Origin of the sequence: uncultured Shimia sp. (assembly GCF_913054185.1) — a bacterium.
Classification (GTDB): Bacteria; Pseudomonadota; Alphaproteobacteria; order Rhodobacterales; family Rhodobacteraceae; genus Shimia.
In genome coordinates this window covers 20,159-40,906 of the sequence record NZ_CAJXIV010000015.1, presented here as the reverse complement: position 1 = coordinate 40,906, position 20,748 = coordinate 20,159, and the positions used below count along the sequence as shown (strand labels likewise).

Sequence of the window (20,748 nt, the reverse complement as noted above, 5' to 3'; positions counted from 1 at the left end):
ACACAAGCAGGATTGCGCATTCCGGTGCGACTGCGACGATTCTGCACACTTGGGGGCATCCATATCTCCCAAGGTTTGCTGTGATCACTTAGGATTCCCTTCTCCTATGGCGGTAATTTCTCAATAAATTCTCGCCACATCCCTGCACAACCGATACTGAAAGCAAATGAGTTCCAATATTGCCTTGTACCCTTGGTTTAAGTTCTTTCAATCGCTGATTTTTTGGCAGGCCACGTGGTTTCTCTATTTTGAAACGCACCTTTCCGCGGCTGAGGCCGTCATGCTTTATGTGGTCTACGATCTGGCAACTTTGCTTTTTGAAGTGCCATCCGGCTACATGTCTGACCGTCTCGGTCGGCGAAAGACACTTGTCGCATCGACAGCAACGTTCCTGGCCTCTGTCCTCCTGCTCATCGTCGGCTCAACCTTTGTTCACTTTGCCATTGCAAACGTTCTCTTGGGCGCGGGGATGGCCTTTGCCTCCGGCACAGACAGTGCTTTGCTGTTTGAAAGCCTAAAAGCAAACGGTCGTGAAAAACGTATCGCTGAGGAGGAGCTAAAGGCGTGGCGCTTTGGTTTTGTGGCTTTAGCGTTGGCGGCGCTGATAGGTGGTGCCCTGGCCGTACACAACGATGTCCTCCCTTATGTCGCAACGGCTTTGGCCGCTTGCTTCGCTCTCGTCATTGCTTTCCGTTTTAACGAACCATCACACAGCCTACAGGCCCCTCACCAAGACAGCCTACGCTCACTGGCCGCAAGTTTGCGGCACCCCACATTGATCTGGCTGCTCTGTTTGACGGTGCTGTTATACACCTTTGGGCACATCCCCTTTGTCTTTGGCCAACCGTTCATTCGCGAAGCCCTCGCGACCACAGGGCTTGCAGACCAGACACCTCTGGTCTCTGGCGCAGTGTCTTTTGTTATGATGATGATTTCTGTTGCCGTCTCATTGATTGCGCTTCCCATTCGCAAACGCCTTGGGCTTCCCGCCACGCTTCTTCTGGCCCTTGGCATGCAAGTTGCTCTGACCACGGCGTTGGCCACATCCAACGGGGTGTTTGTCATTGCGCTGCTGTTTTTGAGAATGGTGCCGGATTCCCTGTCGGAACCATTTATCAATGCGCGCATTCAGCCTCTGCTAACCGACGGCATTCGTGCCACATATTTTTCCCTGCAAAGCTTAGCAGGCCGGGTGCTCTTTGCCTTGACTCTGAGTGTGGCAGCAACCCAATCACCTGGCGACGCGGCACTGCCTTACTCCGTATTGCAGCCGATACTCGCCGCTTTCGCACTGCTTGGCATCGTACTTTGGCTGGGCCTTGCAGCAACTTCTCGCCGGGCCCGGGTTTGACGTATCCTCACTTTGCAGTGGAAGCGCTCATCCCGCAGCCTCGTTAACCTCGCCCCACCAAAAAACACACCTCCGCAAAACAGTTGCGATACCGACGTCATACCGACGTGATTTTTGCCGCAAACCGCCCCTCGGCCAAATCTTAACGATCAGAGCGGCAGCATGCTGGTGGATTTTATTTCTTCCATAGATAACAACGCGGTAACATTGTGTACCTTCACCTCTGAAATCAGAGCTTGATAAAAGGTGTCATAGGCGCGCGCGTTCTGCACCTGCACTTTCAGAATATAGTCTATGTCCCCCGCCAGCCGATGCGCTTCCAACACCTCAGGGCGCTCGCGCAGGGCTTTCAGGAACTTTTGCTGCCAGTCCGCCTCATGCTCGCTGGTGCGGATCAAAACAAAGAAACAGGCCTCAAAACCAAGCGCTTCTGCATCGAGCAGCACCGTCTGCTGCCGGATCACCCCGGCTTCCTTCAGCTTGCGAATGCGATTCCACACAGGTGTCTTGGAAGAGCCCACACGTTTGGCAATTTCATCCAAGGATTGCGCCGCATCGCGTTGCAACTCCCCGAGAATTTTCTTATCCATATCATCGATACGCAACGCCATCCCATTTCCCCTGCCCTTTGTGGAACATCGGCGTATTTCCCCAAACACACCAGAACACATGTTTCTATTTCCGCCAGCATCTGGCGGTTATGGGGAACAATTTCCTATATTGCTTCTGAAGTCAAACCCCGGGAGAGCCTTATGCCACGCGCATTCACACCCAAAGTCATCACCGCCAACGCCCTCATCGAAGGCGACGTGATTTATTTCACCAAAGACGACACTTGGACCCGTGATCTGGCTTGCGCCGAGTATCTCACGGATGAAGCCCACGCCCAGGTACGGTTGCTGGACGCAGCACAGCAGGTCGATCTGGTGGTTGGCGCTTATCTGGCGGACACCGCAGAGGGCGAAAATGGCCTGGAGCCCACGCATTTTCGCGAAGAATTCCGCCGCACTGGTCCGTCCAACTATTTCCACGGCAAACAAGCAGACAGCAAGCAACAGGATGGTCAGGCCGCCTGATCGGCCTCTCCTGCAGCAAACAAAAGGGTCCACCCATGTATCACTATAACGACTTTGACAAAGCCTTTCTGGCCGAGCGCAATCGTCAGTTCCGTGCACAGGTAGAACGCCGCGTCGCTGGCAACCTGACCGAAGACGAGTTTAAGCCCCTGCGCCTGATGAACGGCCTGTACTTGCAGCTGCACGCCTACATGCTGCGGGTGGCCATTCCCTATGGTTCCTTGAGTTCCGCGCAGATGGACACGCTCGCATTGTTGGCGGAGAAATGGGACAAAGGCTACGGCCATTTCACCACGCGTCAGAACATTCAGTACAACTGGCCCAAGCTGACTGATGTGCCGGATATGCTCGACGCCTTGGGCAAGGTTGGCATGCACGCTATCCAAACCTCCGGCAACACCATCCGCAACGTGACTGCGGACCACTTCGCTGGCGCAGCTGCCGACGAGATGGAAGACCCACGCCCGGTCGCGGAATTGATCCGCCAGTGGTCCACCGACCACCCGGAATTCCAGTTCATGGGCCGTAAATTCAAGATCGCCGTGAGCGCAGGTGCGCAAGACCGCGCTGTGCTGAAAGCGCACGATTTGGCTGTGCGTTTTGTGAAAAATGACGCCGGTGAGATCGGCTACCAAATCCTTGTTGGCGGGGGCCTTGGCCGCACGCCAATGGTGGGCAAGGTGCTCAATGGCTTCCTGCCGCGCGAAGATCTGCTGCCGTATATCGAGAGCACCGTTTCGGTCTGGAACCAGATCGGCCGTCGCGACAACAAATACAAAGCGCGCATCAAGATCACCGTGCATGAAACCGGCCTTGAGGAGTTCCGCGCAAAGGTAGAGGAGCGCTACGCAACCGTGCGCCCATCTTTCACCGGCGTGGATCAAGACCTGTTTGAGGACATCAAAGCCCACTTTGCACCTCCGGCTTTCCGCAATGCGCCCACTGTCGAGTTTGACAGCGCTTATAACGCCAACCCCCTGTTTCGCAGCTGGGTTGATACCAACCTGACAACGCACCGTGCGCCGGGGTATTCGGTTGTTACGGTTTCCCTGAAAAAGCAGGGCGACACCCCAGGCGATGCCACCGCCGACCAAATGCGCGCATTGGCACAGATAGCCCGTGACTACGGCCATGACGAGCTGCGTATCAGCCATGAGCAAAACGTGATCCTGCCACATGTGCACAAATCCGATTTGCCAGCGGTTTATGCGGCCCTGCGTGAGGCAGAACTGCACACTGCCAACATCGGCCTGATCAGCGACATCATCGCCTGCCCCGGCATGGATTACTGTGCCTTGGCCACGGCCCGCTCTATCCCTGTGGCGCAGCAGATCGCGACCCGTTTTGACGAGCTGAAGCTGGAGCATGACATCGGCCACCTGCAGATCAAAATCTCAGGCTGCATCAACGCCTGTGGGCACCACCATGTGGGTCACATCGGCATTCTCGGCCTCGATCGCGCAGGTGTGGAGAACTACCAGATCACCTTAGGTGGCGATGCCACTTGGAATGCTGAAATTGGCCAACGTGCGGGGCCGGGTTTTGCCTATGATGAGATCGTTCCAGCAATTGAACGTCTTGTGAATGGCTATTTGGAGCTGCGTGAGGGACCAGAAGAAACCTTCCTCGAGGCTTATCGCCGTCTTGGCCTCGCGCCCTTTAAGGCTCACCTCTACCCAGAGACACAGGCTAATGCAGCATAATGGCTTAACCCCCCTGACCTCCCCTCTGACGTCGGCGATTGCGCCCACGTCAGAGCGCAAGGATCCGTTGCAGGCCAAGGTAGACGCGCTGAATGCACGCTATCGGCATCACTCTGCGACCTCGGTCATGGAGGCAGCGCTGAAAGACCCGCAGGCTGGCAAACTTGCCTTGGTGTCTTCGTTTGGTGCGGAGTCTGTTGTGCTTCTACACATGGCTGCGGTTGTGGATCGCAACATTCCGGTGATCTTTGTCGACACCGAATTGCTGTTCACGGAGACGCTTGCGTATCAACAAGAGGTGGCCGAGCGCCTGCATCTGGACAATGTCCAGGTCATCCGTGCAAGTGACGCCACCTTGGCGGCGGAAGATCCTGATGGCACGCTGCATCAGTTTGACACAGATGCCTGCTGTTCTCTGCGCAAGACACGGCCTTTGCAAAAGGCTCTACGCGGCTATGACGGCTGGATTACGGGGAGAAAACGCTTCCAATCAGGCACGCGCGCCGCGCTGGACTTCTTTGAGGTCGAGGACTTCACTGGCCGTATCAAAGTGAACCTGCTGGCCCATTGGGCGCCGGAAGACGTGCGGGCATACATGGAAGAAAACCGCCTGCCCCGCCACCCGCTTGTGGCACAAGGCTACCCGTCGATTGGCTGTGCGCCTTGCACATCCAAGGTTGCGGAAGGCGAAGACCCGCGCTCCGGTCGGTGGCGTGGTCAAGACAAAGACGAATGTGGCATCCATTTTGTGAACGGCAAGATGGTGCGAGCAGGAGAGAAAGCATGACTGTGATTGTAACAGACAGCGGCTTCAACGCCGACAACTGGACACTTGGATTTGTACCATTGGACGAAGCGGCCAACGACGTTGCCGCACTCGATGTGCCATCTGCTGCCGATCCTGCAGAGGTTATTACGCAGCTGGCAGGCGTTGAGATGGTGCGCGTTGATTTCCCCAGCTTTGCAGATGGCCGCGGTTTTACCATCGCACGCCAATTGCGACTGGCTGGCTACAAAGGTCGCCTGCGCGCCAAAGGCCATGTGATTTCCGATCAATATGCCATGGCCCGCCGCTGCGGTTTTGACGAAGTGGAGATCTCGAATGAACTCGCCACACGCCAGCCAGAAGGCGAATGGAAATTCCGCGCCGACTGGCAAGCCAACAATTACCAAGCGCGCATGCGGGGCTAACATATAGTAAAAAAGCGATGCGAGCTTGCGTTATGTCAAAGCCGCATCGCTGCTATCCCTTCAAAACTTCACCAGAGATGTTACATGAGGAGCGGGGCATTCCCGCCCAGTATTTGATATGACCGAGCAAAAACCTGTGACCGAATCCACCGCCAAAAAAGTGCCTGCCCTGCCTGACGCGCAAACCGTCACCGAAGTGAAGCACTACACCGACCGTTTGTTTTCCTTCAAATGCACCCGTCCCGCCTCGCTGCGGTTCCGCTCCGGTGAGTTTGTGATGATTGGCCTGATGGGCGACGTGAACCCCAAGACCGGTAAGCAAAAGCCGCTCCTGCGGGCCTATTCCATTGCCTCGCCAAGCTGGGACGAAGAGATGGAGTTTTACTCCATCAAGGTTCAAGACGGTCCACTGACCTCCAAGTTGCAGCACATCCAGCCGGGTGACGAGGTTATCCTGCGTCCCAAGCCTGTTGGAACGCTGGTGCATGACGCACTGATCCCAGGCAAGCGCATCTGGTTCTTTGCCACTGGCACAGGCTTTGCGCCATTTGCCTCGCTGCTGCGCGAGCCACAAACCTATCAAGACTACGATGAAGTCATTATCACCCACACCTGCCGTGAAGCGGGCGAGCTGACATATGGCCGCGACCTGATCGAAGCTCTGAAAGACGACGAACTTCTCAACGAAGTGATCGGGGAAGGTTTCTGGAAGAAAATCAAATATTACCCGACCACCACCCGTGAAGAGAGCGCCAAAATGGGGCGCATCACGGATCTGATCCGATCTGGCGAAGCTTATGCTGATCTGGATGTTGAGCCACTCAACCCGGAAAGCGATCGCGCGATGATCTGTGGCAACATGGCGTTCAACTTGGAGCTCAAGGACATGCTCGAGGAAGCTGGCCTCGAAGAAGGCGCCAACTCAAAGCCTGCACAATATGTGGTTGAGAAAGCTTTCTTGGACTAAGGTCCGAATTTCATTCCCAATAGAAAACGCCCCGACATTGGTCGGGGCGTTTTGCGTTTTAGCTATTGAAGCAGCTTACATTCCAAGCGCTTGCTTTGCAGCGTCCAAAGCCTGCGTCAGCATTTCCGGATTGTTGGTTGCGCTCTCAATGGCGGTTTTCAGCGTGGTCTTCTCAATCATGCCCAGTGAAGAGCCGTCGATCACCTCAGACACTTTGGCCAGATCAAAGCCATCGGCAGTAAACACGCTGGCCAAGTCTGCCATGCTGGATGTTGCCGCATCAGCAGCCTGCTCAGTTGTTTCTGTTACGGCTTCTGTCGCTGTGTCAGTGGCTGCGTCCGTGGCCGCGCTGGCAGTGTCCGTCACCGCGGTCACAGCCTCTTCAGCGGCTTCAGTGGCTGCGGCAGCGGTTTCGGCAGCCGCGTCGGTCGCAGATTCCACAGCCTCGGTTACAGCAGCCTCAGCTTCGTCGGCAACAGCCTCAACCTGGTCAGAAGCAGCTTCAACCGCTTCTTCAGCCGCATCCTGAACAGCTTCTGCCGCCGCTGCTGCACTATCGGTTGCCTCTTCCACGGCTTCTTCAACGGCCTGCTGCGCCTCTTCAACAGCCTCAACAACTGGTGAAGTCTCAACAACCGGCGCTTCAGTCACGGCGTCTTTGCCGCCCTGTCCAAATACAAAATAGGCCACCACCGCAATGGCACCTGCAATCACTACAAAAATCAGATTCTTCATGGAATTCTCCAACACAAACGCTCCCACCCGACCTGTTCGGGCCCTTCGCTGATACTCTTTCCTACGTCCGCAGGCCGCTCTCAAGGGGGAAACCTGCCAGATTCACATCATGAGCATGGATTCGGCGGTTGTATCACATGCAAAGGCCGAATAAATTGGCCGCCTAAAGGCATTCACCATTGAAGGAAGAAAACCATAGCCCGCAGACCTCATAACGCACCGCCTCAGCGTGACACCGGACCCCGCGTCAACGGACGCATCCGCTCTACCGAAATCCGCTTGATTGGCGCAGACGGCGAAAACGTCGGTGTCGTGACCCCTGCGCGGGCCATGGTAATGGCTGACGAGGCTGGTTTGGATCTTGTTGAGATTTCTCCAAATGCAAACCCACCTGTGTGTAAGATCATGGATTTCGGCAAGTTCAAATACGAACAGCAGAAACGTGAATCCGAAGCGCGCAAAAAGCAAAAGACCATCGAGATCAAAGAGGTCAAGTTCCGCCCCAACACGGATACGCATGACTACGAAGTCAAAATGCGCAACGTGTACAAGTTCCTGGAGAATGGCGACAAAGTCAAAGTGACCTTGCGCTTCCGTGGACGCGAAATGGCGCACCAAAACTTGGGTCGCGAGTTGCTGGAACGCGTGGCAGTGGACACCAAAGAGATGGGCAAAGTTGAAAACATGCCCAAAATGGAAGGCCGCCAGATGATCATGCTGATCGGCCCACTGCCCAAGTAACGTTTGGCAGACCAATTTTTTAAGAGACCCCGCCATTGCGCGGGGTTTTTTCTTGGAAACTTACTGCATGCAACAAAAAAGCCCCAACCATAAGATCGGGGCCTTTCTATTTATATCACGACCACTTAGCCAGCGGCGGTCACTGCGCGGCGGGTCAAGACCCCTACCAAGTGGGCGCGGTAGGCCGCTGTGCCATGCAGATCAGAGATCATGCCATCAGAACCCGGCGCCATATCGGCAATCGCCTCAGCAGAGAAGTTGCCAGACAGGGCTGTCTCTGCCTCAGTCCAACGGAATACACCCTCCTCAGATGCACCGGTTACCGCCACACGAACGCCGTCCGCAAATTTGGCGACAAACACACCAACCAAGGCAAACCGGGAGGCTGGCTGTTCAAACTTCTGATAGTTTGACGCCTCCGGCACGGGGAAGCGAACCTCTGTGAGGATCTCCCCTTCGTCCAAAGCGGTTGTGAACATGCCTTGGAAATAGTCATCCGCCGCAATCTCACGTGCATTGGTGACGAGGGTGGCACCTGATGCCAAGGCACCAGCAGGATAACACGCGGACGGATCATTGTTGGCCAATGAACCGCCAATCGTCCCACGTGCCCTTACCGCGGGATCACCAATGCCGGCGGCCAGTCCAGCTAGGCCAGGATAAGCACCCGCCCCTGCGGCCACATCCGCATGGGTGGTGGCCCCGCCGATACATAGCGCGCCGTCGTCGCCGGTACAGATACCCTGCATCTCAGCAATGCCGTTGAGGCTCACCAGCTTAGACGGGCTGGCCAGGCGCTGTTTCATTGTCGGCAGTAGCGTTTGCCCACCCGCCAGCGCTTGCGCATCCTCGGTGCCCAGCGCGGACACTGCATCCGCGATCGTGGAGGGTTTTTCGAAGTCGAAATTATACATGGTATTTCCTCCGCTTATCCGTTCATCGCTTGCCAGACGCGCGACGGCGACACTGGCATATCGATATGGTGAATGTCATGCCCACCGGAGCGCAACGCGTCAACAACTGCGTTGATCACCGCGGGTGGCGACCCAATGGCTCCAGCTTCGCCACAGCCTTTCACACCCAATGGGTTGTGTGTGCACGGGGTCTGACTCGAGTGGTCCACGCCATAAAAAGGCACATCGCTGGCACGTGGCATTGCGTAGTCCATGTAAGACGCGCTCAGCAATTGGCCATTCTCGTCATACGCCGCGTTTTCAAGCAACGCCTGGCCAATGCCTTGACCAATTCCGCCATGCACCTGACCGTCGACAATCATTGGATTGATAATGTTGCCAAAGTCGTCAGCTGCATTGAACGCCTCAATGGTGACCTTGCCAGTCTCCGGATCAACTTCGACCTCACAGGCATAGGCCCCAGAGGGGTAGGTGAAGTTGGCGGGATCATAAAACGCGGTCTCCTCCAAACCAGGCTCAATGTCTTCCAGCGGATAATTGTGTGGGACATAGGCTGCGAGGGTCACATCCCCCCAGGCAACCGATTTGTCGGTGCCCGCCACAGAAAACGCGCCATCTTTGAGTTCGATGTCAGCGTCAGCCGCTTCCATCAGATGTGCAGCAATCTTTTTGGCCTTGGCGATGATTTTTTCTGTCGCGCGCACCATCGCAGAGCCACCCACAGCAATCGAACGGGACCCATACGTGCCCATGCCCATTGGCGTATTGGCCGTGTCCCCATGCACAATTTCGACCATACTTTCGTCAATGCCGATCATCTCAGCAATCACTTGAGGGAAAGACGTCTCATGGCCCTGGCCGTGGCTGTGCGAACCGGTCATCACAACCAGACCACCAGTCGCGTTCACCCGCACAGTTGCGCTTTCATAGAGACCAGCACGTGCGCCCAGCTGCCCAACAAGATTGGACGGTGCGATACCACATGCTTCAATGTAGCAGTTCACACCAAAGCCACGCAGTTTACCGCGGGCTTCACTGGCCTTACGGCGCGCCTCAAAGCCGGAAATATCCGCCATGTTTTCCAGCGCATCCATGGTGCCGTGGTAGTCACCGGTGTCATATTCCACTGCCACAGGTGTGGCATATGGGAACTCGGTGATGAAGTTTTGACGGCGCAATGCAATTGGGTCCACACCCAACTCCCGTGCCGCTTTATCCACGACGCGTTCCAGCTGAAAAGTTGCTTCCGGACGGCCCGCACCGCGGTACGCATCCACCGGCACGGTGTTAGTGAATACCGCTTTTACGTTCACATAGATCAATGGCGTTTTGTAGTTCCCCGCCATGAGTGTGCCGTGCAGCCAGGTTGGCACCGACGGCGCAAATGTCGACAGATACGCGCCCATGTTTGCGTGGGTGTCAGTGCGCACCGCCGTGAAGTTGTTCTCGGCATCCAGCGCCAGCTCAATTTTTGTCACATGGTCACGGCCGTGTGCATCCGAAATGAACGCCTCAGAGCGTGTAGAGGTCCATTTTACCGCGCGGTTCAAAGATTTGGCCGCAAAAGTACAGAATGCTTCTTCGGCATAGTGGAAGATTTTTGTACCAAAGCCGCCGCCAACATCTGGTGCGACAACACGCAGCTTATGTTCTGGAATGCCCAGAACAAACGCGCCCATCAACAGGCGGATCACATGCGGGTTTTGACTGGTTGTGTAGAGTGTGCTGTCACCGGTTGCGCGATTAAAATCGCCAATCGCAACACGCGGCTCCATTGGATTTGCCACCAAACGGTTGTTGCGCAGCTCTAAAGTTGTGACGTGCGCCGCCGCTTCAAACGCGGCATCCACAGCTGGTTTGTTTTCCTCCACAAACCCCCAATCGTAGCATAGGTTGCTGGTCAGATCGTCGTGGACCTTGGTGGCCCCGTCGGCCAGTGCGGCTTTCATGTCGACAACTGCCGGCAGCTCTTCGAGATCAACCTCAATAGCCTCAGCCGCATCTCGGGCCTGCTCCACCGACTCCGCCACGACCGCCGCAATCTGATCTCCCACGTAGCGCACTTTGCCTTGCGCAAGCACCGGATGAGCGGGTTCTTGCATCGGCTCGCCATGGCGATCTGTGATTTGCCACCCACAAGGGATACCACCCACGCCCTCAAAATCAGCGCCAGTGAATATCTTAATCACGCCGGGCATAGCTGAAGCGGCGTCCAGATCGATGCCATTGATTTTCGCATGGGCAATGTCAGAGCGCAGAAAATGTACATACGCTTGACCGTTTACTTGAATATCATCGGTATAATTGCCGGTTCCACTTAGAAACCGGACATCTTCGCGCCGCTTGGGGCTGGCGCCAATGCCATTGTCCTTAGGCATGTTAATCCTCCCTAAAATCAGAGCGGGTCAAAGCCTCACGCATCTGATTTGAAATCAAAATCGCACATCCCCACGCCTCCTCAAACGCAGGTCTGCCGATTACTCAGCTGCGATGCTGCTCACATCTTGACCACTGGCCGCCAAGATCGCTTTCACGATATTGTGGTAGCCGGTACAGCGGCAAATATTGCCCTCAAGATGATGACGCACCTCCGCTTCTGTAGGTTGCGGATTGTTTTTCAAGAGATCCGCCGCGGACATGATCATGCCTGGTGTACAGAAACCACATTGCAGGCCGTGGTGATCTTGGAAGGCCTGCTGCAGCGCATTCAATGTACCATCCGGCGCGGCTTGGCCTTCAATGGTATCAACCGATGCGCCTTCCGCCTCTAGTGCCAGCATGGTGCAGGCTTTGATTGCAACCCCATCAACATGAACCACACAGGCGCCACATTGACTGGTGTCACATCCGACATGTGTGCCGGTCAGGCCAAGGGTTTCTCGAAGAAATTGACTGAGCAAAGTGCGTCCTTCGGCAGCGCCGGACATTTCTTTGCCATTCACGGTCATGGTGACCTGTGACATTGGCTCCTCCCAATTTAGCTATTGTCATTGAGCAAGAGTAAAGCAGCCGCCATGCAACTTGAGAAGCCGCTTTTTTTGACAATTCAAATGGGGGTCGTAGACATTGGTCGTAGCTGCACGTGCAGCACAGCAGCCAATTGGTTTACAATCCCTTTTCCCGTGGCATCGGGCGTGTTGGGATTTCTTTGAGCAACCCGCCAACCCCCATTGCGGCGATGTCAGCGTGCGTGACCTCACTCCCACAGATCACTCGCTCCAGCACCCAATCCGCACCATTCAGCGCCGGAGATCGTGCACAGCCGGGCAATCCAATCACTGGTTTTCCACCTATTTCCCCTAAAAACAGAAGGTTGCCCGGATCAACTGGCATGCCAAACCGCTCAACCTGCCCACCTGCATCACGCAGAGCTTGAGGGGCAACATCCATTACATCTGAGGTTGCCGACGCCGTAAGCACAAAGATCATGTCCCCCGGCGCGGACCTGATCGCTTGTGCCAAAGGGTCCGGCTTATGGGGGACCAAAACCCTTTCCGTCAGCACCATTCCCATCCGTTCAACGCGCCCGGCCATTGCGCGCTGACCTTTGTCTGATGGGATATCCCCAATTGTGGTTTCAATCAGCGTTGCAGTTTCAAAAACTGGCCGCCGCAAAGACACGGCTCCACGCGCGACTTTTGTCGCCTCAGCCAGTGCAGAAGATGGCACGGCATAGGCAATAATCTTGATGGTTGCGACCATGCCATGCGCGTCGACGCGATGATAATCAGGCACGGTTGCAACCGTTATCATCGGATCAATTGAGTTAACTTGCTGCACAATCGCAGCGTTGATACGGATCATTCCACAACTCTCGGCGTAGAGGTTCACCCGCCCTGCGCCCGCACTTGTGGCTCGGACGCCCTCAATGCCAATTAGCATGGACTCTGCCAATTTAGTGGCCGCCACATCTTCGGCCACATCGTCTTGGTCCAATTGGGCCACAACAACGGTTTCAAACCCTGCGTCGACTAGGGCCTGTAGGTGCGTTTCTTGCAGGACTGTTCCTTTGGGGATCCTCTTTCCGGCAACCAAGGAGTGCGCCAGAACGGTGCCCAAAGCCGTTTCAACAGGCACTGCGCCAAACTTCATGCGCCTTTCCTCAGGACCGTCAACACTTCGCCCAAAATGGACACAGCAATTTCGGACGGGCTTGCCGCCCCGATATCCAATCCAACTGGGCCGTATATGCGAGCAATGGCCCCATCCGAATACCCAGCGTCCTGAAGACGCTCAACCCGCTTGGCGTGGGTTCTCTTACTGCCAAGGGCACCTATGTAAAATATGTCTGATTTCAACGCGATATGTAGCGCGGGATCGTCGAGTTTGGGATCGTGGGTCAACAATACCAGCGCCGTTCGCGCATCAACGCCAATGTGTTGCAGCGCCTCGTCTGGCCACTCATCCACAACAGTCTCCCCGGGAAACCGAGCCTCAGAGCCAAACGCGGCCCGTGGGTCAACAATTACGGGATCAAAACCGGCGACACGGGCCATAGGCACCAACGCTTGCGCGATATGCACGGCCCCCACAACAATCAGTCGTAATGGAGGATTGTGAATGGCAACAAAGCGACCGTCATCTTCAATCCCTGATCGATCCATGCGAAAGCGATCTTCAAAGCCCGTTTTGGTCAAATCGCCACCGCCAGTTTTGGCGTCCGCAACGTAGGCCACCGCTATGCGCGCCGCGCGGGCCTCAACCAATTGTGACAGCACACCTTCGGTGAGAACGGTTCCTACAGGTTCGACCAGAACCTTGATTGTGCCACCGCATGCCAAGCCAACAGCAAAGGCATCTCCATCGCTGACGCCAAATTCCAACAAGGTGCCCTTGCCGCTTTCAATCGCGTCGAGGGCCGCGACCATCACCGCACCCTCGACACAACCGCCAGATACCGAGCCTTCAATCTGGCCATCGCCGGACACTACCATTTGCGCGCCGACCCGACGGGGAGCCGATCCCCAGGTCTCAACCACAGTTGCCAAAGCCGCCCCGCGTCCGGCACGATGCCATTCCAGCGCCAATTCTGGCGCGCCTTTAAGTACTTGGCTCATTCTGCACTCCCTCAGAGCAAAAAAACATGGGCATCGCCGCGAGAAACAGCAAGACCTGCTTTTTCTATACGCTTCACAAGCACATCCGCATTACCGAAGCCCCTCAAGTAGCCGCGCCTTCTCTCCCATATCGTCAGGACGAGACAGGGCCTCAGCCAACGCTTCAATGGAGGCAATTGAGTGACCCGCCCGGAAACTGTCAACATGCGGCAACATTGCGCGAATGCCTTGCGCTTTGGCCGCAAACCCTTCCCAACGGAGCAGCGGATTGAGCCAGATCAGACGTCTCGATGACAGGTGCAACCGCTGCATTTCTTTGGTCAACGCCTCCGGCGCACCACGATCCAACCCATCAGTGATCAACAGAACAACCGCGCCCTGTCCCATCACACGACGCGACCAATCTCGGTTAAAACTGTGCAAGCATTCCCCAATTCGAGTGCCGCCCTCCCAATCCTGCGCTTCCGCCCCAGCTGCCGCCAGCGCCACATCCACATCCCGGGTGGCCAAATGCCGCGTGATGTTGGTCAGTTGTGTACCAAAAGTGAAGCCATGCACGCGTGCCCATCCGGCGCCTTTTTTATTGGCAACGGCATGCAAGAAATGCAGCACCATGCGGCTGTATTGGCTCATAGACCCGGAAATATCGCATATCACCACAAGGTTTGGCCATCGGATGCGCTGGCTCTTATGTGCCAAGCTGGACAGGTCCCCGCCTTGACGCATGGACTGACGCATGGTGGCGCGCCAATCAATCTTGCGCCCAAGTGGATCCGATTTGGTGCGCCGAGACGCAATGGGTTTGACAGGCAGTGTGAGGCGCGACAGCATGCGCTTCGCTTGCGCAATTTCTTCCGTGCTCATTTGTTCAAAATCCAGCGAGCGCAGCTTCTCCTCTGGTGACATGGTCAAAGAGGCATCAATTTCGATTTCGGTTCCGGCTTCCTCTTGCGCCACATCTTCGGGGATGTCTTGATTGGCGCCATCAAGAAGCGCCTCTGCCGCCCGTTTTTCACCGGCTTGTCCCGCGCGTTCCTCTTGCACGCCGCGCACGGCTGGCAGCATCATCGCCATCATGTGCTCTAGGTAACGAGGATCACGCCAATAAAGTCGGAACACCTGAGCAAACACAGTGCGGTGCTCGGGACGAGACACAAAACAGGCGTGCAGGGCCCAATAGAAGTCTTGCTTGCTGGTGAACCCTGCAGCTTCAACAGCGCAAATGGCATCAATCACGCGCCCGGGACCAATGGGCAATCCCGCCTTGCGGAGGGCCCGCGCAAACCAAGTGATGTTGTGCGTTAGTTTTGGATCCTCCGGGATCTCAAGCGGAAGGTATTCAGCCATGGCACACAATAAGGTGCCAGCTGCCTATGGTCGCCCAGCCAATTCGCCCCCCTAGATACATCAGGCAGGTTCCAGAGACACGCGGGACTCATCCAACAGCTTTTTGGCTTCTGAGCCTTGCAATTTGGCAATGTCGTCCTGGTACTTAAGAACGGCACCAAGCGTGTCGGCAATCACCTCGGGGCTTAGGGTCAAAACATCCAAGGCCAAGAGGCACTTGGCCCAGTCAATGGTTTCCGCAACACCCGGTTTTTTAAAGAGATCTTCGGTGCGGAGCCTTTGAATAAAAGCCACGACTTCCCGGCTCAGGCTTTCAGCCGCTTCAGGTGCCCGAGCGCGCAGAATTGCCATTTCGCGATCAAAATCAGGGTAGTCGACCCAGTGATAGAGACACCGACGCTTAAGAGCGTCGTGCACTTCGCGTGTCCGGTTCGACGTGACAATCACAATCGGAGGTTCAGGCGCCTTGATGGTGCCGATTTCCGGGATGGTCATTTGAAAATCGCTGAGCGCCTCCAACAAAAAAGCCTCAAATGGCTCGTCGGTGCGGTCAAGCTCATCTATCAGCAAGACCGGGGCACCTGCAGGGTCTGGGCGCATTGCCTTTAGCAGAGGTCTCTCAACCAGATAATCCGGGCCAAACAGCTCTTCCTGCAACGCGCTGCGATCCGCGCCACCGCTAGCTTCTGCCGTGCGGATGGCCACCATTTGCGCCGCAAAATTCCATTCGTACACCGCACTGGAAGCATCAAGGCCTTCGTAACACTGCAGCCGGATCAGACTGCGGCCCAACGCGGCCGAAAGCGCCTTGGCAATTTCAGTTTTGCCAACCCCAGCTTCGCCCTCCAAAAAAATCGGCCGACCAAGGCGCAAAGCCAAAAAAACAACTGTCGCCAGTGGCCGCCCACATACGTAGCCTTCTTCAGCCAGAAGGCTTTGAATGTGATCGATACTTTGAATGTCCTGCATTGGCGGGCCTTTGACTAAAGTCTGCTCAGGCCACGCTGCATGGGGGCATGCAGGACGTCAAGCGTTTGCCACCGCGACAAAAGTTGTAGAGAAAGCGCGAAACCTTCCCAATTTTTGCCGTAAATGGCTTATATGGTCTCCGCAAAGGCCACGAAACAAGGCCAAATCATCAGGCCGTAAAGGCCAGGGGCGTAAGGAAAAACATCGACATGCAGGACACTGCCAACGGCTTTGACACGCCGATGCTTGGATTGTCACGGGATGAATGGCTATCCCAATTGGAAAATGTTGCTGAGGCACATGGTCACTATCAACCGTTGGGAAAGCGCCACTGGGCGACCTTGGTAGAGGACAAACCTGTCCTTTTGGTCACCTTTGAAACCATTGATAGCATTCAGAAACGCGGCGACACGGGCCATCCTTTGGGCTGGGAGTTGGTGCGCGAATTGGGCTGGTCTCACCTTTGTGTGTTGAGCGACGGAGACACATGGTTTCGCGACCCGGAAGTCATCGCCTATTTTGATCGCCTGTCCGACGACGGCTTCTTTGATGAGTTTGACGAAGTCGTATTTTATGGCGCCGGATCATGTGGCTATGCCGCTGCGGGCTTTTCGATTGTTGCAACGGATGCGCAAGTTGTTGCGGTTCGACCTCAGGCGACCCTTGCCCCACGATTGGCAGGCTGGGACAAGCGTTTTCCTCACGCTCGCAAAATTGCCTTTGACGGGCAATATGGCTTTGCACCGGATATGGCAGCCACAGCAGACCGCTGCTTTGTAATCTATGATCCACACCAAACTCTGGACGCGGTACACGCCGCACTTTTTTCGCGCGAGAACACGGTGTTGTTGCCAACGCCGCATTTGGGGGCCTCCCCGGAAGAAGATTTGCTGGAAATGCAGATTCTGTATCGGGTTCTGGTGAAAGCCGGCGCAGGAACGTTGAGCCGCGCGGCCTTTTACAAACTCTACCGGGCGCGGCGGGCGCATATTCCATATTTGGACCGTTTGTTGCGCGAGGTGTCGCAGAAGAATCGCCCGTTTGTCACAGCTCTGCTCTGTGCCAACGTCGCAAGTCGTCTCAAAGAGCCGCGGTTCTTACGGCATTTGAACGCCTTGGTGCAGAAGGCGGATCAAGGACGGTTGGCCAGCTAATTTAGGCGCAAAATCGCCAAGAATTGCGTGCAAAGACTAGCCACTGGTCCCGGCATTGTGTAAGCCGCGCCTATGACCCAAAACCTGACCATTGCCCGCCCCGATGACTGGCATTTGCATCTGCGCGATGGCGCGATGCTCCAAGCCGTCTTGCCTGAAACCGCGCGCCACTTTGCACGTGCGATCATCATGCCCAACCTGGTACCGCCAGTTGTGACTGGGGCACAGGCCGTGGCCTACAAAGACCGCATTATGGCTGCACTACCAGAGGGTATGCGCTTTGAGCCACTGATGACGCTCTACCTCACCGAAGAGAGCGACCCTGAAGACATCGCGAAAGCGCACGCCACGGGGTTGATCAAAGCGGTCAAACTTTACCCTGCAGGCGCAACTACCAATTCCGCTAGCGGCGTGTCGGATTTCAAAAACGTGCGCGCCTGCTTGGACAAGATGGCCGAGATCGGCCTGCCGCTCTGTGTACATGGCGAGGTCACCGACCACGACATCGATATTTTTGACCGCGAAGCGATTTTTATCGACCGCGTGTTAGATCCAATCCGCAAGGCCACGCCGGGACTGCGCGTGATTATGGAACATATCACAACCCGTGACGGTGTTGCGTATGTGCAGGACAATGCGACCGATCTGGGCGCAACAATCACCACGCACCACCTGATCATCAACCGCAACCACCTCCTCGTGGGCGGTATCAAACCGCACTACTACTGCCTGCCTGTGGCCAAGCGCGAAGAGCACCGTTTGGCGCTACGTGCGGCGGCAACGTCTGGGGATGCGCGGTTCTTCTTGGGCACAGACAGCGCGCCGCATCTGGATGGCGACAAAGAAAGCGCCTGTGGCTGCGCTGGCTGTTTCACCGCCACCAACACCATGGCGCTTTTGGCACATGTCTTTGAAGAAGATGGTGCGCTGGATAATCTGGAAGGCTTTGCAAGCCGCAATGGCCCAAACTTCTACGGCTTGCCGGTGAACGAAGAAAACATCACGCTTGTGAAGAACGAACAAGCCACTGTCTTCCCAGACAAAATCGAGAGCGCCAATGGGCCGGTCACCGTTTTTGATCCGGGCTATGACGTGTTCTGGACCGTTGCTGACTAAGAATTTCCGCTGCCAAAGGATACCAAAATGATCCCGACTGCCTTTCCGCCAAAAGAAGAAATCGCCCGCCTGACAGCCCGTATGCTGCTGGAAATTGGCGCGGTGAACTTCAACACCGATGAGCCGTACACACTGGCCTCCGGCCTGCCGAGCCCAAGCTACATTGATTGCCGCAAGCTGATCTCCTTCCCCCGCATTCGTGCGACCTTGATGGATTTCATGACCGTCACCGTGATGCGCGAGGCCGGGTTTGAGGCGTTTGACAACATCGCTGGTGGTGAAACCGCAGGTATTCCTTTTGCCGCGTTGGTGGCCGAGCGCATGGCGCTGCCAATGACCTATGTGCGTAAGAAGCCAAAGGGTTACGGCAAAAACGCTCGTATTGAAGGCGCGATGAGCGAAGGTGAACGGGTGTTGTTGGTGGAAGACCTAACCACCGATGGGGGCTCCAAATTGTCCTTTGTCGATGCGATCCGCGAGACCGGCGCGACCTGTGGCAATACTGCGGTGATTTTCTACTACGACATCTTCCCGGAAACCGAGAAGACCTTGGGCGACCATGGCGTTGCCCTGCACTACCTCTGCACCTGGTGGGATGTGCTGGCAGAAGCCAAAGCGCAGGGTGTGTTCTCTGAAGAGACACTGTCGGAAGTTGAGACTTTCCTCAAAGATCCGCGCACCTGGCAGGAAGCCCGCAAGGGGTCCTAAGCCTTTCGGCGGAAAACCGAGCACATTTGAGGTAAAAACACCCTCAACCGCACAAGATGTTGACGCATCGACGCCCGTCCTGACAATATCAGGGCGGGCGGAGTTATCCACAGGCGATCCACAAAAACATACAAGTTGCCCTGTTTAAGACGGCTGGTTTAGAACCGGTTGCGCGGGGCATTTGGGGGCAGACATGAACGAAATTGCAAACATCAATACGGGTGATACTGAAGCCGCAAGCATCGATGCCTTGCCGCATTCCATTGAGGCAGAACAGCAGCTTCTGGGCGCCATTCTGACCAACAATGACATTTTTGATCGCGTCGCCTCGGTTATCAATTCCACCCACTTTTACGAACCCGTGCATTCTCGCATTTATGAGATTGCCGCCGCGCGTATTGCCAAGAACAACCTTGCCTCTCCAGTGACGCTCAAAGCCTTTATGGAAGATGACCCTGGCCTGATCGAATTGGGTGGCCCTGCTTACCTTGTGCGCCTGGCGGGATCTGCAATTTCTTCTTTTGCCGCAGCCGATTACGCGCAGATGATCTACGATATGGCGATGCGCCGTGAGCTGATTGATCTGGGCAATAACATCGCGTCCAAAGCTAAAAAAGCTGACATCAAGCTGGAGCCGAAAGAGCAGATTGTTGAGGCCGAACAGGCGCTCTACAAACTCTCGGAACAGGGCACATCTGAGCGCGGATATGTCAGCTTTTTGAAGGCGGTAACTCAAGCGGTGAACACCGCAAACGCTGCCTACCAGCGAGATGGTGGTCTTGCCGGTATTTCGACAGGTTTGATCGACCTCGATAAGAAGCTTGGCGGGCTGCACCCATCTGACTTGCTGATCCTCGCCGGGCGGCCTTCGATGGGGAAAACCTCGCTGGCCACCAACGTCGCATTTAACGTGGCAAAGGCTTATAAAAAAGGCGTTAAGCCGGATGGCAGCGAAGGCGCTGTTGAAGGCGGTGTGGTTGCGTTTTGTAGCCTCGAGATGTCAGCCGAACAATTGGCGGCGCGTATCTTGTCTGAGGCGGCAGAAATTCCTTCGGAACAGATCCGTAAGGGCGACATGACCGAAGAGGAGTTTCGGCGATTTGTTCAAGCCGCTAAAGACCTTGAGGCCTGTCCGCTTTTCATCGACGACACCCCGGCCCTGCCGATTGCACAGTTGGCGGCGCGGGCACGGCGCTTGAAGCGGACCCATGGTCTGGACCTGTTGATCATCGACTATTTGCAGCTGTGTCGCGGCACGGCCGAGAACCGGGTGCAGGAAATTGGTGAGATTTCCATGGGTATGAAAGCCATCGCCAAGGAGCTCAACATTCCAGTGATTGGTCTCTCCCAGCTCTCCCGTACGGTGGAAAGTCGCGACGATAAACGCCCACAACTCAGTGACTTGCGGGAATCCGGATCGATTGAGCAGGATGCGGATGTGGTGATGTTTGTGTTCCGCGAAGAATACTATGTGGAACGGGAAAAGCCCTCTGACGAGCGGCTGGACGAAATGGCCGCGTGGCAGGAACGCATGGAGCGCCTGCATGGGCGCGCCGAGGTGATTTTGGGCAAGCAACGTCACGGTCCAATTGGCACAGTTGAATTGTCGTTTGAAGGGCAGTTCACCCGCTTTGGCAACCTTGTGCAACCCTGGCAGCACGGCGGTGACGACGAGTACTAGGGTTGATCGAATCGCTGCATTAACCCCGATTTTGGCGG

At 55.8% G+C, this 20,748-nt stretch carries 20 protein-coding genes; 11 read left to right on the top strand and 9 right to left on the bottom strand.

Translation table 11 applies throughout. The features are described 5' to 3' along the window. Positions 1–166 precede the first annotated feature (166 nt). Positions 167–1,351 carry an MFS transporter gene (locus QZ517_RS05455; protein ID WP_294223352.1) on the top strand — a complete coding sequence of 395 codons (1,185 nt, stop codon included), beginning with the start codon at positions 167–169 and terminating at the stop codon, positions 1,349–1,351. A gap of 149 nt (positions 1,352–1,500) precedes the next feature. Here QZ517_RS05455 and QZ517_RS05450 read toward each other — a convergent pair whose 3' ends face one another. Further along, a complete protein-coding gene (locus QZ517_RS05450; RefSeq protein WP_164644732.1) occupies positions 1,501–1,962 on the bottom strand; it encodes an Lrp/AsnC family transcriptional regulator in 462 nt (153 codons plus the stop codon). Positions 1,963–2,103: 141 nt separating this feature from the next. Between QZ517_RS05450 and QZ517_RS05445 the strand changes: the two genes are divergently transcribed. From QZ517_RS05445 to QZ517_RS05425, 5 genes are all read left to right on the top strand, one after another. Next, positions 2,104–2,427 (top strand): DUF2849 domain-containing protein, encoded by a 324-nt coding sequence (locus QZ517_RS05445; protein ID WP_294223348.1) that lies wholly within the window; start codon positions 2,104–2,106, stop codon positions 2,425–2,427. Positions 2,428–2,462: 35 nt separating this feature from the next. Then, positions 2,463–4,130, top strand: a complete 1,668-nt coding sequence (locus tag QZ517_RS05440; protein WP_294223345.1) for a nitrite/sulfite reductase — start codon at positions 2,463–2,465, stop codon at positions 4,128–4,130. Continuing rightward, positions 4,120–4,917 carry a phosphoadenylyl-sulfate reductase gene (locus QZ517_RS05435; RefSeq protein ID WP_294223342.1) on the top strand — a complete coding sequence of 266 codons (798 nt, stop codon included), beginning with the start codon at positions 4,120–4,122 and terminating at the stop codon, positions 4,915–4,917. Before QZ517_RS05440 ends, QZ517_RS05435 begins: the two co-directional genes overlap by 11 nt. Beyond that, positions 4,914–5,321, top strand: coding sequence for a DUF934 domain-containing protein (locus QZ517_RS05430; RefSeq protein WP_294223339.1), 408 nt, complete (start codon positions 4,914–4,916; stop codon positions 5,319–5,321). Before QZ517_RS05435 ends, QZ517_RS05430 begins: the two co-directional genes overlap by 4 nt. Positions 5,322–5,439: 118 nt before the next feature. Beyond that, a complete protein-coding gene (locus QZ517_RS05425) occupies positions 5,440–6,288 on the top strand; it encodes a ferredoxin--NADP reductase (protein WP_294223336.1) in 849 nt (282 codons plus the stop codon). Positions 6,289–6,363: 75 nt separating this feature from the next. On the opposite strand, the gene QZ517_RS05420 is transcribed toward QZ517_RS05425, so the two are convergent. Continuing rightward, positions 6,364–7,023, bottom strand: a complete 660-nt coding sequence (locus QZ517_RS05420) for a hypothetical protein (protein WP_294223333.1) — start codon at positions 7,021–7,023, stop codon at positions 6,364–6,366. A gap of 195 nt (positions 7,024–7,218) precedes the next feature. Here QZ517_RS05420 and infC point away from each other — a divergent pair, with 195 nt between their 5' ends. After that, positions 7,219–7,764, top strand: coding sequence for a translation initiation factor IF-3 (gene infC, locus QZ517_RS05415; RefSeq protein ID WP_366766005.1), 546 nt, complete (start codon positions 7,219–7,221; stop codon positions 7,762–7,764). 125 nt (positions 7,765–7,889) lie between these two features. Here the strand turns inward: infC and QZ517_RS05410 are convergent, their stop codons facing one another. From QZ517_RS05410 to QZ517_RS05380, 7 genes are all read right to left on the bottom strand, one after another. Next, on the bottom strand, positions 7,890–8,678 hold the full coding sequence (locus QZ517_RS05410; protein ID WP_294223327.1) for a xanthine dehydrogenase family protein subunit M: 789 nt from the start codon (positions 8,676–8,678) through the stop codon (positions 7,890–7,892). 14 nt (positions 8,679–8,692) lie between these two features. Then, a complete protein-coding gene (locus QZ517_RS05405) occupies positions 8,693–11,056 on the bottom strand; it encodes a xanthine dehydrogenase family protein molybdopterin-binding subunit (protein WP_294223324.1) in 2,364 nt (787 codons plus the stop codon). Between the two features lie 99 nt (positions 11,057–11,155). Next, a complete protein-coding gene (locus QZ517_RS05400) occupies positions 11,156–11,641 on the bottom strand; it encodes a (2Fe-2S)-binding protein (protein ID WP_294223321.1) in 486 nt (161 codons plus the stop codon). Positions 11,642–11,783: 142 nt separating this feature from the next. Then, on the bottom strand, positions 11,784–12,770 hold the full coding sequence (locus tag QZ517_RS05395) for a molybdopterin-binding protein (protein ID WP_294223318.1): 987 nt from the start codon (positions 12,768–12,770) through the stop codon (positions 11,784–11,786). Further along, entirely contained in the window at positions 12,767–13,735 is a 969-nt protein-coding gene (locus QZ517_RS05390) for an XdhC family protein (RefSeq protein ID WP_294223315.1), read from the bottom strand. Before QZ517_RS05390 ends, QZ517_RS05395 begins: the two co-directional genes overlap by 4 nt. Positions 13,736–13,825: 90 nt before the next feature. Next, positions 13,826–15,082 (bottom strand): VWA domain-containing protein, encoded by a 1,257-nt coding sequence (locus tag QZ517_RS05385; RefSeq protein WP_294223313.1) that lies wholly within the window; start codon positions 15,080–15,082, stop codon positions 13,826–13,828. Between the two features lie 60 nt (positions 15,083–15,142). Continuing rightward, complete coding sequence (locus tag QZ517_RS05380; protein WP_294223308.1) at positions 15,143–16,051, bottom strand: MoxR family ATPase; 909 nt, start codon at positions 16,049–16,051, stop codon at positions 15,143–15,145. A 209-nt stretch (positions 16,052–16,260) separates the two neighbouring features. Between QZ517_RS05380 and QZ517_RS05375 the strand changes: the two genes are divergently transcribed. The 4 genes from QZ517_RS05375 (at position 16,261) to QZ517_RS05360 (ending at position 20,710) form a co-directional block, all read left to right on the top strand. After that, the gene (locus tag QZ517_RS05375) at positions 16,261–17,205 is read left to right on the top strand and encodes a phosphoadenosine phosphosulfate reductase (RefSeq protein WP_294223306.1); all 945 of its coding nucleotides are present in this window, start codon (positions 16,261–16,263) and stop codon (positions 17,203–17,205) included. Between the two features lie 72 nt (positions 17,206–17,277). Then, on the top strand, positions 17,278–18,321 hold the full coding sequence (pyrC, locus tag QZ517_RS05370; protein WP_294223303.1) for a dihydroorotase: 1,044 nt from the start codon (positions 17,278–17,280) through the stop codon (positions 18,319–18,321). Between the two features lie 27 nt (positions 18,322–18,348). Then, the gene (locus QZ517_RS05365) at positions 18,349–19,029 is read left to right on the top strand and encodes an orotate phosphoribosyltransferase (protein ID WP_294223300.1); all 681 of its coding nucleotides are present in this window, start codon (positions 18,349–18,351) and stop codon (positions 19,027–19,029) included. 193 nt (positions 19,030–19,222) lie between these two features. Beyond that, complete coding sequence (locus QZ517_RS05360) at positions 19,223–20,710, top strand: replicative DNA helicase (RefSeq protein ID WP_294223298.1); 1,488 nt, start codon at positions 19,223–19,225, stop codon at positions 20,708–20,710. Positions 20,711–20,748 lie beyond the last annotated feature (38 nt).

What these genes read in the sequence shown, in the direction of transcription:
- QZ517_RS05410 (WP_294223327.1), bottom strand. Translation starts at nt 8,678, where the DNA reads ATGTATAATTTCGACTTCGAAAAACCCTCCACGATCGCGGATGCAGTG.
- QZ517_RS05375 (WP_294223306.1), top strand. Translation starts at nt 16,261, where the DNA reads ATGCAGGACACTGCCAACGGCTTTGACACGCCGATGCTTGGATTGTCA.
- pyrC (WP_294223303.1), top strand. Translation starts at nt 17,278, where the DNA reads ATGACCCAAAACCTGACCATTGCCCGCCCCGATGACTGGCATTTGCAT.
- QZ517_RS05420 (WP_294223333.1), bottom strand. Translation starts at nt 7,023, where the DNA reads ATGAAGAATCTGATTTTTGTAGTGATTGCAGGTGCCATTGCGGTGGTG.
- QZ517_RS05450 (WP_164644732.1), bottom strand. Translation starts at nt 1,962, where the DNA reads ATGGCGTTGCGTATCGATGATATGGATAAGAAAATTCTCGGGGAGTTG.
- QZ517_RS05405 (WP_294223324.1), bottom strand. Translation starts at nt 11,056, where the DNA reads ATGCCTAAGGACAATGGCATTGGCGCCAGCCCCAAGCGGCGCGAAGAT.
- QZ517_RS05425 (WP_294223336.1), top strand. Translation starts at nt 5,440, where the DNA reads ATGACCGAGCAAAAACCTGTGACCGAATCCACCGCCAAAAAAGTGCCT.
- QZ517_RS05385 (WP_294223313.1), bottom strand. Translation starts at nt 15,082, where the DNA reads ATGGCTGAATACCTTCCGCTTGAGATCCCGGAGGATCCAAAACTAACG.
- QZ517_RS05455 (WP_294223352.1), top strand. Translation starts at nt 167, where the DNA reads ATGAGTTCCAATATTGCCTTGTACCCTTGGTTTAAGTTCTTTCAATCG.
- QZ517_RS05400 (WP_294223321.1), bottom strand. Translation starts at nt 11,641, where the DNA reads ATGTCACAGGTCACCATGACCGTGAATGGCAAAGAAATGTCCGGCGCT.
- QZ517_RS05390 (WP_294223315.1), bottom strand. Translation starts at nt 13,735, where the DNA reads ATGAGCCAAGTACTTAAAGGCGCGCCAGAATTGGCGCTGGAATGGCAT.
- QZ517_RS05380 (WP_294223308.1), bottom strand. Translation starts at nt 16,051, where the DNA reads ATGCAGGACATTCAAAGTATCGATCACATTCAAAGCCTTCTGGCTGAA.
- QZ517_RS05360 (WP_294223298.1), top strand. Translation starts at nt 19,223, where the DNA reads ATGAACGAAATTGCAAACATCAATACGGGTGATACTGAAGCCGCAAGC.
- QZ517_RS05445 (WP_294223348.1), top strand. Translation starts at nt 2,104, where the DNA reads ATGCCACGCGCATTCACACCCAAAGTCATCACCGCCAACGCCCTCATC.
- QZ517_RS05435 (WP_294223342.1), top strand. Translation starts at nt 4,120, where the DNA reads ATGCAGCATAATGGCTTAACCCCCCTGACCTCCCCTCTGACGTCGGCG.
- QZ517_RS05395 (WP_294223318.1), bottom strand. Translation starts at nt 12,770, where the DNA reads ATGAAGTTTGGCGCAGTGCCTGTTGAAACGGCTTTGGGCACCGTTCTG.
- QZ517_RS05365 (WP_294223300.1), top strand. Translation starts at nt 18,349, where the DNA reads ATGATCCCGACTGCCTTTCCGCCAAAAGAAGAAATCGCCCGCCTGACA.
- QZ517_RS05440 (WP_294223345.1), top strand. Translation starts at nt 2,463, where the DNA reads ATGTATCACTATAACGACTTTGACAAAGCCTTTCTGGCCGAGCGCAAT.
- QZ517_RS05430 (WP_294223339.1), top strand. Translation starts at nt 4,914, where the DNA reads ATGACTGTGATTGTAACAGACAGCGGCTTCAACGCCGACAACTGGACA.